A 16,717-nucleotide genomic window follows, 5' to 3' on the forward strand; every position below is an offset into this window, starting at 1 on the left:
ATACACTTACCTAAGCAACAATCGAATAACTAATAATTACTTGATATAAAAATACGTAAAAAAACCACCTTTAAAGGTGGTGATTTTTATAGTTTAATGACACCCAATCTTAATAGCTCAATAATAGCCTGTGAGCGTCCTTTGACGTTAAGTTTTAAGATCACATTTGAAATATGATTTCTAACCGTTTTTTCGCTAATTTTCAACTCCTCAGCAATTTCACCCGTAGTCATATTGTGAACGAGTAAGTCGAAAATTTCTTGTTCTCTCTTCGTTAAAATTGACTGACCTTTGTTCAACCTTTCTACCCCCTATTCTTTTGAGGTAGTCATTATCCTCGTTGATACGACGGTTATTGCCACCGTATCTAGTATATCTTATGTATCAAGTCATGATTAGTGCCACCTAATCAGTCAAAACCGTGCTAATTATTATTGTTTTTTCTGTAGTTCTTCTCCAATAAATAGTTTCACACGACGAATGAGTTCTGGAGCAAATCCAAGTTGTTCATAGGCTGAGTCATCTGCTTCTAGCATCTTTTCAAGTGATCCAAAATTTTGAATTAATAATCGTTTTCGTTTAGGTCCAATGCCTGGAATCTCATCTAAAATCGATGTTAATTGACGATTTTGTGCCGTTTGATGATGAAAACTTAAAACAAAGCGGTGAACCTCGTCTTGAATACGGGTTAATAAATTAAAAACATTTTCTCGACCTTTTTTCTTTAAATTAATTTCTTCCATATCACGACCATCAAGTAAAAACGCTGTTCGATGCTTTTCATCTTTAACCAATCCCACAACCGGAATAGATAGATTTAATGATTCAAGTACTTCCATCGCAACATTCACTTGTCCTTTTCCACCATCAATGACGATTAAATCTGGAGCTGGTAATCCTTCATTAAGTACTTTGAAGTAACGACGATAAATAACCTCTTTCATCGCTTGATAATCGTCACCTTCTGACGTCGTCGTAATTTTATATTTACGATACTCTTTCTTATCTGGACGACCATCCGTGAACACAACCATTGCCGAAACGGTATCCATTCCTTGATGATGAGAATTATCAAAGGCTTCAATTCGATGGGGCGTTGGAAGACTTAATAACTCCCCTAATTTTTCAACGGCTTTTAACGTACGTTCTTCTTGCTTTTCAATCAATTGAAGTTTTTCATTCAGCGCCATCTCTGCGTTCTTCATCGCTAAATCAACAAGTTCTTTTTTATCTCCCTGTTTTGGAACCATCACTTTCACATCAAGCAACTGAGACAATAACTCTTGATCTAATGTTGAAGGAATAAAAATTTCTTTTGGCTTTAAGGTATTATTACTTTGATAGAAGCGTCCAATAAACGTTAACACAGCTTCTTCGACATCATCGATTCCGTCAAAAATCGATACTTCACGCTCAATCACTTTTCCTTGACGAATAAAAAAGACCTGAACGCAGACTCGTCCCTCAACTTCAGCATAACCAAAGACATCTCGATCAATAAAATCATTTAATGTCATCTTTTGCTTTTCAACGGTTGCTTCAATATGAAAGATTAAATCGCGATATTCTTTAGCACGCTCAAACTCTAAATTTTCAGCTGCTGCTTCCATTCGTTTCACTAAATCGGCTTTTACCTTTGAATAGTCACCTTTTAAGAAGCGGGAAATTTCCTCAATATACGGTTTATAATCTTGGGTTGGGATTTCATATTCACACGGTCCTAAGCACTGATGAATATGATAATAGAGACAAACTTTTTTCGGAATCGTATGACATTTTCTTAATGGGTATAATTTATTTAATAAACGAATCGTTTCATTAGCTGCCGTTGCATTTGGATAAGGTCCAAAATACTTTCCACCATCTTTTTTTATTTTTCGTGTTGTTACGAGTCGTGGATGGGTTTCATTCGTAATTTTAATATATGGATAGTGCTTATCATCCGTTAACATTATATTATATTTGGGATCATATTTTTTGATTAAGTTGATTTCTAAGACGAGCGCTTCAAGTTCACTCGATGTGATAATATATTCAAAATCGACAATTTCACGAACTAAACGTGCCGTTTTTCCATTATGTGAACCTGTAAAATAGGATTTGACACGATTTTTTAAACGTTTAGCTTTTCCCACATAAATGACTTGACCCTTAGCATCCTTCATTAAGTAACATCCAGGATTCATTGGTAATAAAGATAGTTTATCTTTTAATAATTGATTCAAGCGTTTCACCTCTTACTTCCTTTGAAACGTTATCGTTTTGCAATAAAAAATCCTAGTCTTCATTTATTTTTAAACGAAGATTCCTAGGATTAGTTTGGCTCATTGCCCACATCATTATTTCAGATTATATGATAAAAACGAACGTTCTTCTTGACCATTAATTAAAATATAAGTGACCTGGTCTTGCTTATAAATTTTCTTCATTGAATCATAAACCTTCACTTTATACTCTTTTCTTCCTTGGCCATCTTCAATAATATCATAGTAAAGCTTTAACTTTCCATTTGAAACATGTAACTCATATAACTCATATTTTTGGCTTGATTGGGGAATGGCAACTGTAATATGATCATCATTATTTCGCTTCACCTGTTTATAGAACTGTTCTAATCGAGAAAGATTAATAATTTTAGTCTCAGCTTGGATGACATCTCCATCCGTTTCTCCTTGCATGACATCATATGTATCATGGGCATTCACTTGTAAATTAAAATCTCCCCAAATAAAATATCCGCTGAGTACCACTAACACTATTAAAACTCCAAAACTAATACTTGTTTTTTTCACCAAATCCCACCACCTATTATGTCAATTATGGTGTTATTTTATCATCTTTTTTATGTCGAAAACAAGAGAATGCTCAGTTTTTTAATCTGATTATTGGAATCTTAATAAATCCTTATTCAAAATCAAATCAGAATAGTATAAATCTTGTACAGCCACCTTTTCTAGTGACTCACAAAAACTTTGATCAACCAACTCACCTGAATCAGAACGTAGGCATGTTGAATCAGCATATCGATACTCACTTCCAATAAAACTTCCATCTCGTAACACAATCAATTCACGACGATCAGCGGCAAATAAATCCTGTCCAAAATTGATGTACGCATTCACTGGTAATCCAACTAAATTTAAAAGTGTCGGCTTCATATCAATCTGTCCTGAAACCGTAGAAACCACTTCTCCTTCTTCTTGATTCGGCAAATGAATAATAAATGGCACGCGTTGTAAATCTAAGTGTCGATTTAATGTAATTTCTTCTTCCTGAAGTAATATCGCTAAATCCTCATAATAACTTTCTGATAATCCATAATGATCACCATACATCACAATTATTGTGTTGTCATAAAGGCCACTTTCTTTTAAGTTCGTGATAAAAGATTTGAGTGCTTCATCTAAGTAACGAACGGTCGTAATATAGTGGTTTACAATCTCATTATTTGTCTCTCCTGGCGAAATGTACTGATACTGCTCTGGAATTTCAAATGGATAATGATTCGTGAGCGTTAGTAACTTTGCATAAAAAGGTTGGGGCAGTCCTTTCAGATAATCTAACGTCTGTTCAAAGAAAGCTTCGTCGGTTAATCCCCATCCAAAACTATTTTCTTCGTTGACTAAAAACGCAGATTCATCAAAGAAATGATCAAATCCAAGTGCTTCATACATCGTCTCACGATTCCAAAACTCCTTCTCATTGGCGTGAAAGACAGCCGTATAATAACCTTGCCCCTTCAAAATAGAAGCGAGACTTTCATATTGATTTTGCGATTTCGCATAAAAAGCTGATCCACGATCAGCAGCATATAATGAGTTTTCAGTAATAAATTCAGCGTCTGATGTTTTCCCTTGTGACGTTTGCTGATAAAAGTTATTAAAATAATAACACTCTTGAATGAACTGATTTAAAAATGGCGTTACCTCTTCCCCATTGACTTCTAAATTAATTGCAAATTCTTGTAACGATTCCAATGAAATGACAATAATATTTTGATCTTTTGCCACTCCAAACAACTCGGAATTAGGGTTAATTTGATTGGATTTGACATAGTTACTCACTTCAATAAATTCATTATTCTCAGCAAGCGCATAGTCAATTGGTGTGGTTAAACTTAAATAAATATCATAAAGGCCATATTGATAGATGCCCAACGTTTTAATCATAACTTCACGATTATATGGAACGTTAAACATCGGTAATCCACTCAAATACGATAACCCAAACGTTAAAAGATAAGCTCCAATCATTGAAATAAAATATTTCTTATAAAAGTGAGGAGTACCCTTAGTTGAATCTTTTAGTCGTCGGTTTGCTACCATTAAAATAGGTAAGTTCATAATTAGAAATAATACTTTAAAATCAATTAAGTTCATCACACTACTTCCTAACCCTCCTGTATTATCCATTTGAAGTAAAATAGGTAGCGTCATGATATCATCATAAAATTTATAAAACAATGTATTTGCAATCATAATGACTGAGAAAAGCGCTGATACTCCGATAATTGCAAAACTTCTTTTTGAGGGTTTTAAAAAATAGATTGATCCATAAATTAATAAGATAGGTCCAATTGAATTAATAACAATTAAGATCTCTTCCCCTAAAGATACCAACGATAGTCGGAAAAAAAATTTATAAACAATATATGTTTGTAGCCATGTCATGAAACTAGCGATAAACATTAATTTTTGATTTTTAGTTAAACTCATTGTTTGTTTCCCCCTTATCTACTTAAATAATCTACCATAATAAGGATTTATGTCAATATTTCTCTTTACTTATGCCTCACTCGAGAACTTAAAAAGCATTGATCTCATCATATTTTAATCTTTTTTTACTACCCTAAAATGCAAGCTTAATTAAACAAAATTGTTAAAAAAGTTTGCATTTGATGAGAAATGGTCGATTTGAAAAATCGTAAACTTTGTCAGATTATTCTAATATCATTCTAATAAATGGTTTTAAAATAACGCTTTCGGTTCATTTAGTGTTGGTAACATATTATTGTACAAAATAATATGTTACCGATTGAGCCCTCCCTAATTCAAATTTTCTGTCAAATAAAAATGCTTATAAGTATTACTTCTCCTCTTCTATCTTCATTTAAAAATGATTGTTAAATTAGCTTAATCTTCATCCATATACCTCTGCTATTTCTCACAAAAAAAGAGCCACCTCATTTTGAGATGGCCCCTTTCACCTAATATGATTACATTTTACCTTGACGGCGTAAATCTGCTAACATCATATCAATTTTATTACCATATTCAATTGATTCATCAATTTCAAAAATTAAATCTGGAACTTTACGTGTCGACATACGTTTCCCTAACTCACTACGGATAAATCCTTTTGCACGTAATAAGGCTTTTGTTGCCGCTTCACGACGATTTTCTCCACCTAAAACAGAATAGTAAATCTTACAGAATGATAAGTCACTCGTTACTTCTGCTCCTGTTACCGTAACAAATCCCACTTTTGTATCTTTAATTTCATTCATGATGATATCCGTTACATCACGTTCAATTTGTTTTGAAAGTTTTTGTACTCGAATTTGTGACATCCTGAATCACCCTTTTTTATATAATTCCGTTTATTAAGCGCGTTTTACTTCTTCCATTACGTACGCTTCAATGATATCTCCTTCTTTGATATCGTTGTAGCGTTCGATTGTGATACCACACTCATAACCGTAGTTAACTTCTTTAACTTCGTCTTTGAATCGTTTTAATGAACCTAATTCACCTTCAAAGACGACGATTCCATCACGGATAACACGTACACTTGCATTACGTGATACAGAACCATCTGTTACATAACATCCAGCAATTGTACCAACTTTTGATACCTTGAATGTTTGACGAACTTCTAATTGTCCTGTTACTTTTTCTTCGAAGATTGGATCTAACATCCCTTTCATCGCTGCTTCGATTTCTTCAATCACTTTGTAGATGATTGAATGTAAACGAATATCTACCCCTTCGTTAGCTGCTTGCTGACGAGTCGTTGATGATGGACGTACGTTGAATCCGATGATGATTGCTCCTGAAGCTGCCGCTAATGTTACGTCAGTTTCAGTGATTGTTCCAACTGATGCACGGATAATGTTAATTTTAACACCTTCAACATCGATTTTTTGTAATGATCCACTTAAAGCTTCAACTGAACCTTGAACGTCACCTTTGATGATAACATTTAATTCTTTCATTTCTCCTTCTTGGATTTGAGAGAATAAGTCATCTAATGAAACGGCTTTACCTGGTTTATTTCCAAGTTCACGAGCATTTGCTGTACGTTGATCAGCAATTTGACGTGCTTCTTTTTCACTCGGGAATACCATGAAGCGATCTCCTGCTTGAGGAACATCATTTAATCCAGTGATTTCGATTGGTGTTGATGGTCCTGCAGCTTCAATACGTTGATTTAAATCATTAACCATTGCACGAACACGACCGTGAGTATTACCTACAACGATAGCATCTCCAATACGTAATGTTCCATTTTCAACTAATAATGTTGCAACTGGTCCACGACCTTTATCTAATTTAGCTTCAATCACTGTACCTGTTGCTAAACGTTTAGGGTTCGCTTTGTACTCGTTCATTTCAGAAACTAAATTAATCATTTCTAATAAGTCATCAATTCCTTCACCTTGTAAAGCAGATAACTTAACGTAGATTGTATCTCCACCCCAATCCTCAGGAACTAATGAGAATTCAAGTAATTCTTGCATGACGCGTTCTGGGTTAGCCGTTGGTTTATCCATTTTGTTGATAGCAACAATGATTGGAACTCCAGCAGCTTTAGCATGATCGATTGCTTCTTTTGTTTGTGGCATAACACCGTCATCTGATGCAACAACAAGAACACAGATATCTGTCACTTGTGCACCGCGAGCACGCATTGATGTAAACGCAGCATGTCCTGGTGTATCTAAGAATGTAATGACACTTCCACCGTGGTTAACTTGGTATGCACCGATATGTTGCGTGATTCCTCCCGCTTCTCCTGTTACGACACGTGAGTTACGAATTGCATCTAATAACGTTGTTTTACCATGGTCAACGTGCCCCATGATTGTAACAACTGGTGGACGTTTTTCTAAATCTTCTTCTGAATCTTCAATCACGATTTTTTCGAATTCTGTTACATCAGTGAAGATTTTATCTTTTACTTCGAATCCAGCTTCCTCAGCTAATAATTCAACTGTTTCACGATCTAATGTTTGGTTAACTGTCGCCATCATTCCAAGCATTAATAATTGCTTAACGATTTCTCCAGTTGATTTTCCAAGACGCTCAGCTAAATCCCCTACTGTTAACTCATCGCTATAGTAAACGATAGCAGCATCTTTGTCTTCTTTAACAGGAACGTTTGCAATACGATCGCTCTTATCATTTTTACTTTTCTTTTGATTTGCTTTTTTCTTTTTTGTAATTTTAGGACGTTTTACTTCAACATACTCATCATATTTGAATAAATCGTCTGTATCATTTGTAGAGTCCTTTTCATTGCTTACTTGTGACTCCATTTTAGTTTTTTCATTTTTAAAATTTTTATCTAACATCAATATAACATCGTCTCCTAACACTGACATGTGACTTTTAACTGAGAGGTTGTTGTCTGATAAAAACTGCAACACCTCTTTACTAGAAAGATTTAATTGTTTTGCATATTCATGTACTCTCATTTCGTCACCTCACTTAATGTATGCATTTACGCATTAATTTTATTTTTTAAAGCTTTTGCAAAATTAGGATCGGTAATCCCAACAACTTTTCTAAAGTCTTTACCTAATGCATGACCTAGTTCATCACTACCTGCTTTTTGTACCCATTCGACACCATAAAACTTACATTTATCAGTGACCTTTTTAAATGTATTCGCTCCTGTGTCTTCTGCTATGATAACAAAGTGTACTTTTTTACTTTGAATAGCCCCAACTACAAGTTGTTCTCCTGTAATCACAGCACCGGCGCTTAATGCTAAGCCTAAAAAATTCAACCATTGTTGATTCATCTTCATCACCTATTTCGTTTGTTTCTGTGCTAATTCAGCTAATTCTTCATAAATAGCTTCAGGAACTTCAACTTCAAGGTGACGACTTAAAATATTTTTCTTTTTAGCTAATGCAACAACTTCGGGTGTTAAGTGTAAATAGACGCCACGACCATTCTTCTTACCAGTTGTATCAACTGATACTTCACCATCAGTCCCACGAACAATTCGAATTAATTCTTTTTTAGGTTTTTGTTCACCTGTAATGACACATTTACGCATAGGGATTTTCTTTTGTTTCATACAATGACCTCCTTGCGTGATTTTTTTATTATAGTTCAATTCCTAAATTTTCAGCTTCAGATTCAGGTTTAATATCGATTTTCCATCCAGTTAATTGAGCTGCTAAACGAGCATTTTGTCCACGTTTACCAATAGCTAATGATAATTGGTTATCTGGAACTAAAACAACTGTTGCTTTTTTCGCTTCATCCACTACTACTTTTGTTACTTGCGCTGGACTTAATGCATTTGCAACTAATACTTCTGGGTCTTTAGAGAATTGAATGATATCAATTTTTTCACCGTTTAATTCATCCACGATGTTTTGTACACGTTGTCCTGATGGACCAACACATGCTCCAACTGGATCCACGTTTGGATCTTCTGAAGCCACACAAATTTTTGTACGATCTCCAGCATCACGAGCAACTGACATGATTTCAACTGTTCCATCATAAATTTCTGGTACTTCTAATTCAAATAAACGTTTAATTAAGTTTGGATCTTTACGTGAAACGTAAACAACTGGTCCTTTATTTTTAGATTCAATTTTACTAATATAAACTTTAATACGTGAATTTGGTTTGATTTCATCTGGGTTCATAATTTCGCGCATTGGTAATAATGCTTCAATTTTTCCTAAGTCAACGAAAACATGTTTACCATCATCTTTTACCACAATGCCTGTGACAATTTCTCCTTCGCGATCTTTAAATTCTTGGAATAAATTATCACGTTCTGCTTGACGAATACGTTGTTTAACAACTTGTTTCGCTGTTTGTGTTGCAATACGTCCGAAATCTTTAGGTGTTACTTCGAAGTTAATGATATCTCCTTCTTCATAATGAGGGTTGATACGCATCGCTTCAGCTAAACTAATTTGTTCTTGAGGACGCGTTACATCTTCAGTGACTGTTTTTTGTTGATATAATTTAACTGTTCCAGTATGTTCATTGATTTCAACTTTAACATTTGTTGCTTGGTTAAAGTTTTTCTTATATGCACTAATTAATGCATGTTCAAAAGCTTCAATAATAATATCTTTTGAAATACCTTTTTCTTTTTCAAGTAATTCAAGAGCAGCAAAAAACTCTTTCGTGTTCATCCTTATATATCCTCCTTAAAACTTAATCGCAAGTCGAACCTTAGATGCCATATCATAAGGGATTTCAACTGTTTTTTTGCGAGTTTTAACTAATACTTCAAGTGTCATGATATCATTTTCGAATTGTGTTAAATAACCTTCGAATTCTTTTTGATTATCAATCGCTTTGTACGTTCTTACATTAACATAAGCTCCGATAGACTGTGCCACCTCTTCTTTTGTTTTTAATGGGCGCTCAGCACCTGGTGATGAAACCTCTAACATGTATTCATCTTCGATATAATCATGCTGATCTAATTTTTCACTTAATGCTTCGGCAATTGTCGCACATTGGTCAATATCAATTCCTTCTGGTGTATCAACATACACACGTAAGAAGAAAACTTGCCCCTCTTTCACATACTCAACATCAACTAAGTCAACTTGAGCTGCCTCGCAAATCGGTTTAACTAATTCTTCTGTTTTAGCTACGATATTTGACATTAGGATTTCACCTCTTTCAAACATTTTAACCATAATACAAAAGAGTGGGAAGTCCCACTCTTACACGAAATACTATGTGAAATTATTTTAACACAATTTAATTAGCTAGTAAAGTCATTCATGAATAATTGTGTTCTTCCAGTATTTTTACCATGTGGCCCATCATCTTTATTATAGACGAAAACGGTACATTATAATACTACCCGCAATCGAAACATTTAAAGATTCAATATTTTGTGTCATTTCAATAAAAATATTTCGATTTGTTGTGGATAGTAATTCTGGATTAACTCCTTGACCTTCATTGCCTAAAATAAACGCCATTTGAGAATCCTCTTCGATTTCTCCTAACGGCTGTCCATTTTCTAAGCTTGTTCCATAAACTTTAACACCATTCGCTTGAAGCATTGGCACATATTCTTTTAATGAATGAAACTCGATTGGAATTTTAAAAATCGCACCTTGTGTTGAACGGATGACCTTTTCATTGTACACATCGACACATCCATCTCCTAAAATGACACCATCAAAACCAAACGCGACAGCACTTCTTAAAAGGGTTCCTAAATTTCCTGGATCTTGAACACGATCTAACAATAATAAACGATTGTGACGTTCAATTGTTTTTGACTTCATTTCACAGACCGCCATGATTGGTTGTGGTGTTTCAGTAGAAGCAATTTGAGTAAATAAGTTTTCTTTTAAAATATAAACCGGTTGTTTTCCATTAAAAGCCGGATTTAAATGAACCGTTGATCCTTCTTTAACTAAAATTTCTTTAACAACATTTGAATTCATTGCTTCTAATACTAAGTGTTCACCTTCAACAATGAACTCATTTGATTGATATCGGTATTTTTTTTGTTTTAACTTCATCCATTTTTTAACTTTAGGATTACTACTTGATTCAATTAACATGTCATCACCTATAAATTATTTTAGAATTCTTCTTTACTATACACTATTTTGTTTTCTGTCACCTCATATTTTTAAATTTTTTTGTGTATTATTTTGTCGAATGCGGGCAAATTATGATTGTCAGGAGGTGACAAATATGGCCAGTCGTAATAAATTAGTTGTTCCTGGTGCTCAAAATGCTATCGACCAAATGAAAGCTGAGATCGCTCATGAATTTGGCGTAACTCTTGGCCCAGATACATCAGCTCGTCAAAATGGTTCTGTTGGTGGTGAAATCACTAAACGTTTAGTGAAACAAGCTCAACAACAATTAGGTTCTCAAAACCAACAATAATATAAGAAGAAACAATTTTTAAGAGGCAATCAGATGGTTGCCTCTTTCTATATCTCCCCTTAAGAGACTGATTAGTATTCTAGCTTTTTGCACTACTCTTCATTAATTAAATCGAAAATAAATTTCAAAAAAATCATTTTTTGTGTATTATTTTGTCGAATATGTGCAAATTATGATTGTCAGGAGGTGACAATCATGGCAAATCAATCAGGTCGTAATAAATTAGTTGTTCCTGGTGCCGAAAATGCAATCAATCAAATGAAAGCTGAGATTGCTAATGAGTTCGGTGTTCATCTTGGTCCTGATGCGACAGCGCGCCAAAATGGTTCTGTTGGTGGCGAAATTACTAAACGTTTAGTCGCTATGGCCCAACAACAATTAGGTTCAAAATAAGAAACTAAGTCACGACTTCTGATGAAGTAATAAACTTAGCTTCGACTTGTAAGAAAAGTTTCTTATGTTGAGGTCAAACAAATAAACTCAACATAAGATCAGGAGGTCACATCATGGCAACACGAAATAAATTAATTGTGCCAGGTGCTCAAGAAGCAGTTGATCAATTAAAAATGGAAATTGCAAATGAACTTGGTGTTAACTTCGGTCGTAAAGCAACTGCTGAAGAAAACGGGGCTGTAGGTGGCGAAATTACTAGACGACTTATTGCCCAAGCTAAACAAAGCTTAATAAAATAGTTCCAACTCTAATCTGTACAGTGTTTAAAAATTACATTCTACCTTAATGGTACCAATGTCAGGAGGTTATTAATATGTCAAGACGTAATAAATTAGTTGTTCCTGGTGCTCAAAATGCAATTGATCAAATGAAATATGAGATTGCTCGAGAATTTGGTGTAAATTTAGGCCCTGATACATCTTCACGCCAAAACGGTTCTGTTGGTGGCGAAATCACTAAACGTCTCGTTGCAATGGCTCAACAACAATTAGGTGGAACATCTCAAAAATAACTAAAGAATTTTAAGTTATAGATAAAACGTATCCATTAGAGTGTCTTTGGTTAATTTTACCATCTATTTTTAAGAATGATTTTGTTCATTAGGGACACTCTAATGATTGTTAGGAGGTGAACAAAATGGCTAACAACTCAAATAACTCAAACAGTAACAAACTTCTTGTTCCTGGAGCACAAAATGCTATTGATCAAATGAAATATGAGATCGCTAGTGAACAAGGCGTTCAATTAGGTGCAGATGCAACTGCTCGTCAAAATGGTTCTGTTGGTGGTGAAATCACTAAACGTTTAGTGAAACAAGCTCAACAACAATTAGGTTCTCAAAACCAACAATAACAATTGGGTTTTAGCATCATGTACAAACCTGTAACACAATTGTTTTAAATAAACATGAATGTAAGGGAATGCCATGAATACTAATCCGCCAACTATACGGAGTTCACGTTAAATTCTAATGAAACGTGAGGGATCAATGATGGAAGCTAATCCACCAAAGCGTATTTAACATAACGTATTACTGTGAATTAATTGCACCAAACGCTTTAAATTTTATTTGAAACGTGAGGGATTGACAATGGAAACTAATCCACCAAAGCATTTATTTTCGGTCTCAGATTCACTTTCTAATTCTAGAACATTAAAAATGTGAGGGATTAATCATGAAAGCTAATCCACCCAAAAATAAATCAGATAGTCACAATCAATTACAAAAGATACGTGAGGGATAAATATGAGATCCAATCCGCCAACTATGAGTTAATCACACTTAAATATCATCAATGTTATGGTAAATGAGGTGTTTCCATTGGAGTGATTTAAGTTTTAAATCCTACTAATTCTATTAACCATTTGTTAATAAATGAGGTGTTTCCGTTGGAGCGATTTAAGTTTTAAATCCTACTGATTCTATTAACTATTTGTTAATAAATGAGGTTTTCCGTTGGAGCGATTTAAGTTTTAAATCCTACTGATTCTATTAACTATTTGTTAATAAATGAGGTGTTTCCGTTGGAGCGATTTAAGTTTTAAATCCTACTGATTCTATTAACTATTTGTTAATAAATGAGGTGTTTCCATTGAAGCAGATAGACTCATAGTAAATAAAGTAGCACTTCGGTGCTACTTTTTTATATTCTTAGAATATAGTATTTACCTTAACTATTCTATAAGTCCAGATAAGTTTTTCCAATTGTAAAAAACTTTTACCCCCCCTAGCAGTTGAGGATTAGATTGTCTTCGACAATCTGTCAGGTGTGCCCTGGACTATAGTTTACCTTACACGGCATGACTATCACACATTTAGGTTAATATACTAAATGTAGAAAACCTTTCTGTTTCTATTTAGAAAAGTTGTCGTAATAGTTAACTTTTTTATATTCATTCATTTTAATTCAATTCATATTTTTTGTATAAACTATCGATTACTTGTTATAAGGTATCTCTTTCAAATATATACTGTAGTATCCCTGTATTTTAAATAGAATAAAGCGATGTGAGTTTTTATTCTATTTAAAATTCATAAATCATTAATACTAATCACATCAAAGTTAAAATCTTAAAACTTCATGAACACAGGCTAGCTATCTAGCAATAAGACTGCTTCTTCTATCATTAAAACTATTTTTATGCCATGATTTGATTAACCCCCTTTCAATGATGAATGCAGTAATCCTATCTTATCTTAAAATAGTAAAAAGCACCCTGTCAAAAAGGACAGAGTGCTTTGGTCACTGTTTGGAGTTTTAAATTAGTGTATGCGTAGATTGGTGATTAATTATTTTGTTTCGCCGTAGAATGCATTTAAGTATAATTGTTTGATATCTTCAATTAATGGGTAACGTGGGTTAGCAGGCGTACATTGATCATCGAATGCTTCAACTGCTAATTCATCTACTGCTGCTAAGAAGTCAGCTTCTGATACACCACATTCTGAAATACTCATCGGAATATTGATTTCACGTTTTAATTCATCAATTTTATTTAATAACGCTTGAACCTTTTCTTCATTCGTACGTCCTGTTAATCCTACATACTCTGCAGCTTTAGCATAACGTTCGATTGCTTGAGGAGTTTCATATTGAGGGAATGTTCCTTGTTTGAATGGTGCATCTGTTGCATTATATTTGATAACTTCATTAATTAATAATGCATTTGCAATACCATGAGGAATATGGAATTTAGCCCCTAATTTATGAGCCATTGAGTGGCATAATCCAAGCATTGCATTAGAGAAGGCCATCCCTGCCATACATGAAGCGTTAGCCATTTTTTCTTTAGCTACTTTTGCTTCTGCTCCACCATGATAAGATTCTGGTAAGTAATCAAAGACTAATTTAGCTGATTCTAATGATAATGGAATTGTATATTCTGTTGCTACTGTTGCTACTAATGATTCTAAAGCATGAGTTAATACATCGATACCTGAAGCAGCACATAATCCTTTTGGCATGGATAACATTAAGACTGGGTCAACAATTGCCATTGTTGGAGTTAATTCGTAGTCAGCTAATGGATATTTAATTCCTGTTTCATCATCTGTGATTACAGCGAAAGGAGTGACTTCTGAACCTGTACCAGCTGAAGTTGCAATACATACTAAGCTAGCTTTTTTACCCATTTGAGGGAAGCGATAGATACGTTTACGAACGTCCATGAAACGCATTGCTAGGTCTTGGAAGTTAGTTTCAGGGTGTTCATATAATACCCACATAATTTTTGCTGCATCCATAGCAGATCCTCCACCTAAGGCGATGATGACATCTGGTTTGAAGTTGGCCATTGCTTCAGCACCTTTTTTAGCATCTGATAGTAATGGATCTGGATGAACATCTGTGAACATTGTATATTGAATTCCGTAACGATCTAACTCATCCGTGACTTGTTTTGTATATCCTAAATCAAATAACACTTTATCTGTTACAATAAATGCACGTTTTTTACCATCGAAGTTTAAGTCTTCTAATGCAACTGGTAAGCATCCAAATTTATAATAAACTTTTGATGGAACTTTAAACCAAAGCATATTCTCTCTCCTTTTAGCAACCGTTTTAATATTAATTAAATGTTTTGGTCCTACATTTTCTGATACTGAGTTATTCCCCCAAGAACCACAACCTAAAGTTAATGATGGCGCTAAAGCAAAGTTAAAGATATCTCCAATTCCTCCATGTGCTGTTGGTTGATTAATTAAGAATGTTGTTGTACGCATACGAGATGCCATCGCTTGAATATCAGCTTCAGCACGTAACTCATCTGCATAAATAGCTGAAGTATGCCCTAGACCACTATGGTTAACTAATGTTTCAGCCATATCCACTGCTTCCGCATGATTAGATGATTTGTACATTGCTAAGACAACTGATAATTTTTCATGAGCGAATGGTTCCTCTAATGAAGTATCAGTCACTTCACCAACTAAAACTTTTGTATCCTTAGGAACTTCAAATCCTGCTAATTCAGCAATTTTCCATGCTGGTTGTCCAACAATTTTAGCATTTAATGCGCCATTGACAATGATTGTCTTACGAACAGCCTCTAATTGCTCTGGATTTAATAATAAAGCTCCACGCTTTGTAAGTTCAGTCTTAACTGCATCATAGATTGACTCATCAACAATGATTGACTGTTCTGATGCACAGATGACACCGTAGTCAAATGTTTTTGATAATAATAATGAGTTAACAGCCATTGGGATGTTACATGTTTTATGGAAAATAACTGGTGTATTACCTGCCCCTACTCCAATTGCTGGTGTTCCTGAAGAGTATGCTGCTTTAACCATTCCTGGTCCACCCGTTGCTAAGATTAAATCGACTTCACACATAACTGTATTTGTTAATTCAATACTTGGTGCATCGATCCATGCAATTAATCCTTTTGGAGCTCCTGCTGCTTCAATTGTTTCACGAATCACTTGGGCTGTATAGTTTGTACAATTTTTAGCACGTGGATGGGCTGAAATAACAATTGCATTACGAGTTTTAATTGCCATTAAACATTTAAAACATGCTGTAGATGTTGGATTTGTTGTTGGAATTACTGCTCCGATTACCCCTACTGGCTCAGCAACTTTTTGAATTCCGAACGATAAATCTTCAGATAAAACCCCACATGTTTTTTCATTACGATATTTATTATAGATATATTCTGAAGCGTAATGATTTTTAATAACTTTATCTTCAACTAATCCCATTCCCGTTTCTTCTACTGCCATTTGTGCTAACGGAATACGTAAATTATTAATTGCCATTGCCGCTTTGTAGAATAATTCATCAACTTGTTCTTGTGTAAATGTGGCAAACTCACGTTGAGCTGCGCGCATTGTTTCAAGAGTTGACATTAACTCCTCAACATTTGTAATTTTATTTGTCATTCCGACTCCTCCTCAATATTGTGAATTCATTCACTTACTTACAACGCTATTATATTACATTGTGAATTATTTGTCTAATGAAAACGGATTGAAAACGTTTATAATTTCACAAATAGTAAATTTTATGATAGAAAGCGTTTTTCACTTATATATTTTACCTTATTTAACTATAAATGTAAAAATATAGATTTTTATTTCTTTCTACATTCGCACCCAAGAAAGATTATAGTTCGACAAAAAATAACTTTAA

General features: G+C 34.2%; 17 protein-coding genes. 5 read left to right on the top strand and 12 right to left on the bottom strand.

Translation table 11 applies throughout. The features are described 5' to 3' along the window. Positions 1 to 86: 86 nt before the first annotated feature. The 11 genes from NEH75_RS05345 to NEH75_RS05395 all read right to left on the bottom strand — a co-directional run bounded on the left by NEH75_RS05345 (position 87) and on the right by NEH75_RS05395 (position 10,792). Positions 87 to 299, bottom strand: a complete 213-nt coding sequence (locus NEH75_RS05345) for a helix-turn-helix domain-containing protein (protein ID WP_055241147.1) — start codon at positions 297 to 299, stop codon at positions 87 to 89. A 132-nt stretch (positions 300 to 431) separates the two neighbouring features. Continuing rightward, the gene (uvrC, locus tag NEH75_RS05350) at positions 432 to 2,225 is read right to left on the bottom strand and encodes an excinuclease ABC subunit UvrC (protein ID WP_055305027.1); all 1,794 of its coding nucleotides are present in this window, start codon (positions 2,223 to 2,225) and stop codon (positions 432 to 434) included. Positions 2,226 to 2,339: 114 nt separating this feature from the next. Beyond that, entirely contained in the window at positions 2,340 to 2,792 is a 453-nt protein-coding gene (locus NEH75_RS05355; RefSeq protein WP_237297080.1) for a DUF4362 domain-containing protein, read from the bottom strand. 90 nt (positions 2,793 to 2,882) lie between these two features. Further along, positions 2,883 to 4,715 (bottom strand): LTA synthase family protein, encoded by a 1,833-nt coding sequence (locus NEH75_RS05360; protein ID WP_055304993.1) that lies wholly within the window; start codon positions 4,713 to 4,715, stop codon positions 2,883 to 2,885. A gap of 500 nt (positions 4,716 to 5,215) precedes the next feature. Further along, positions 5,216 to 5,569: a 30S ribosome-binding factor RbfA gene (rbfA, locus tag NEH75_RS05365; protein ID WP_055241154.1), complete on the bottom strand. Its 354-nt coding sequence runs from the start codon at positions 5,567 to 5,569 to the stop codon at positions 5,216 to 5,218. 33 nt (positions 5,570 to 5,602) lie between these two features. Beyond that, on the bottom strand, positions 5,603 to 7,696 hold the full coding sequence (infB, locus tag NEH75_RS05370) for a translation initiation factor IF-2 (RefSeq protein ID WP_055304995.1): 2,094 nt from the start codon (positions 7,694 to 7,696) through the stop codon (positions 5,603 to 5,605). Between the two features lie 26 nt (positions 7,697 to 7,722). Beyond that, positions 7,723 to 8,025 (bottom strand): L7Ae/L30e/S12e/Gadd45 family ribosomal protein, encoded by a 303-nt coding sequence (locus NEH75_RS05375; RefSeq protein WP_055276367.1) that lies wholly within the window; start codon positions 8,023 to 8,025, stop codon positions 7,723 to 7,725. A gap of 9 nt (positions 8,026 to 8,034) precedes the next feature. Continuing rightward, a complete protein-coding gene (rnpM, locus tag NEH75_RS05380; protein WP_055304997.1) occupies positions 8,035 to 8,307 on the bottom strand; it encodes an RNase P modulator RnpM in 273 nt (90 codons plus the stop codon). 28 nt (positions 8,308 to 8,335) lie between these two features. Beyond that, entirely contained in the window at positions 8,336 to 9,391 is a 1,056-nt protein-coding gene (gene nusA / locus NEH75_RS05385) for a transcription termination factor NusA (RefSeq protein WP_055241162.1), read from the bottom strand. A 15-nt stretch (positions 9,392 to 9,406) separates the two neighbouring features. Further along, complete coding sequence (gene rimP / locus NEH75_RS05390; protein WP_055304999.1) at positions 9,407 to 9,874, bottom strand: ribosome maturation factor RimP; 468 nt, start codon at positions 9,872 to 9,874, stop codon at positions 9,407 to 9,409. Positions 9,875 to 10,045: 171 nt separating this feature from the next. Then, complete coding sequence (locus NEH75_RS05395; RefSeq protein ID WP_055241166.1) at positions 10,046 to 10,792, bottom strand: TrmH family RNA methyltransferase; 747 nt, start codon at positions 10,790 to 10,792, stop codon at positions 10,046 to 10,048. A gap of 136 nt (positions 10,793 to 10,928) precedes the next feature. Here NEH75_RS05395 and NEH75_RS05400 point away from each other — a divergent pair, with 136 nt between their 5' ends. The 5 genes from NEH75_RS05400 to NEH75_RS05420 all read left to right on the top strand — a co-directional run bounded on the left by NEH75_RS05400 (position 10,929) and on the right by NEH75_RS05420 (position 12,431). After that, positions 10,929 to 11,126 (top strand): alpha/beta-type small acid-soluble spore protein, encoded by a 198-nt coding sequence (locus NEH75_RS05400; protein ID WP_055241168.1) that lies wholly within the window; start codon positions 10,929 to 10,931, stop codon positions 11,124 to 11,126. A gap of 195 nt (positions 11,127 to 11,321) precedes the next feature. After that, the gene (locus tag NEH75_RS05405) at positions 11,322 to 11,519 is read left to right on the top strand and encodes an alpha/beta-type small acid-soluble spore protein (RefSeq protein WP_055241169.1); all 198 of its coding nucleotides are present in this window, start codon (positions 11,322 to 11,324) and stop codon (positions 11,517 to 11,519) included. 113 nt (positions 11,520 to 11,632) lie between these two features. Next, positions 11,633 to 11,818, top strand: a complete 186-nt coding sequence (locus NEH75_RS05410) for an alpha/beta-type small acid-soluble spore protein (RefSeq protein WP_055241172.1) — start codon at positions 11,633 to 11,635, stop codon at positions 11,816 to 11,818. 74 nt (positions 11,819 to 11,892) lie between these two features. Continuing rightward, a complete protein-coding gene (locus NEH75_RS05415) occupies positions 11,893 to 12,090 on the top strand; it encodes an alpha/beta-type small acid-soluble spore protein (RefSeq protein ID WP_055241174.1) in 198 nt (65 codons plus the stop codon). 125 nt (positions 12,091 to 12,215) lie between these two features. Next, entirely contained in the window at positions 12,216 to 12,431 is a 216-nt protein-coding gene (locus tag NEH75_RS05420) for an alpha/beta-type small acid-soluble spore protein (protein WP_212724393.1), read from the top strand. A 1,438-nt stretch (positions 12,432 to 13,869) separates the two neighbouring features. Here NEH75_RS05420 and adhE read toward each other — a convergent pair. Then, positions 13,870 to 16,467 carry a bifunctional acetaldehyde-CoA/alcohol dehydrogenase gene (gene adhE / locus NEH75_RS05425; RefSeq protein WP_055305001.1) on the bottom strand — a complete coding sequence of 866 codons (2,598 nt, stop codon included), beginning with the start codon at positions 16,465 to 16,467 and terminating at the stop codon, positions 13,870 to 13,872. Positions 16,468 to 16,717: the final 250 nt, after the last annotated feature.

The sequence above is a fragment of the Turicibacter sp. T129 genome, from assembly GCF_025594975.1.
Taxonomy (GTDB): Bacteria; Bacillota_I; Bacilli_A; order MOL361; family Turicibacteraceae; genus Turicibacter; species Turicibacter bilis.